This is a genomic window from Mangrovicoccus sp. HB161399 (assembly GCF_013184745.1).
Taxonomy (GTDB): Bacteria; Pseudomonadota; Alphaproteobacteria; order Rhodobacterales; family Rhodobacteraceae; genus Mangrovicoccus.
On sequence record NZ_JAATVU010000311.1, the window covers coordinates 1 to 571 of the forward strand.

Genomic DNA, 571 nt, shown 5'->3' on the forward strand with positions numbered 1-571 from the left:
GGGCGTCGAAGCACTTGGGCCGGGCGCTCTGGCGGAACTGGAGCGGGTACCACCGCCGCAGCAGGGTGGAGACGAAAATGAACTGCGTGAAGCTGCTCGGCCAGCGGCTGATGTCGCGGGACTTCGACCGCCAGGTTGCCGAGGTCCAGATCCGGATAGCGGTCCTCAACCGTTTTACGGCGCTCGGCATCCCGATGACCGTGGCCGCAGGATAAGTGTGTCCGGGGAAAGGGGGACTCTGGCCGCTAGCTGATTTGCGCAACAAAGCCAATCGCAATGGCTTGCGCTGGAGGGATGCGCCGATAGAGCATGGCCCCCACAAGACGCTCTGCAATCGCTGGAAGCGGTGGAGCGATAAGGGCATCTTCGCGCGGATGCTGGCCGGGCTGGCGGGCGAGGACCACGAGAAGAAGACCGTGATGATAGATGCGACCCATTTGAAGGCTCACCGCACGGCGTCCAGTCTGGGCGTGAAAAAGGGGGGCGCGGCCGCCTGATCGGTCGCACCAAGGGCGGCATGAACACGAAGCTGCATGCCATCTGCGACAGCAAAGGCCGTCCGATCGATCTC

Annotated in this window: 2 pseudogenes; both read left to right on the forward strand. The window is 63.7% G+C overall.

The features are described from left to right. Positions 1-215 (forward strand): annotated as a pseudogene (locus HCC78_RS33070) (IS5/IS1182 family transposase); the annotation flags it as partial. A gap of 54 nt (positions 216-269) precedes the next feature. Next, positions 270-571: pseudogene (locus HCC78_RS33075) on the forward strand (IS5/IS1182 family transposase); the annotation flags it as partial.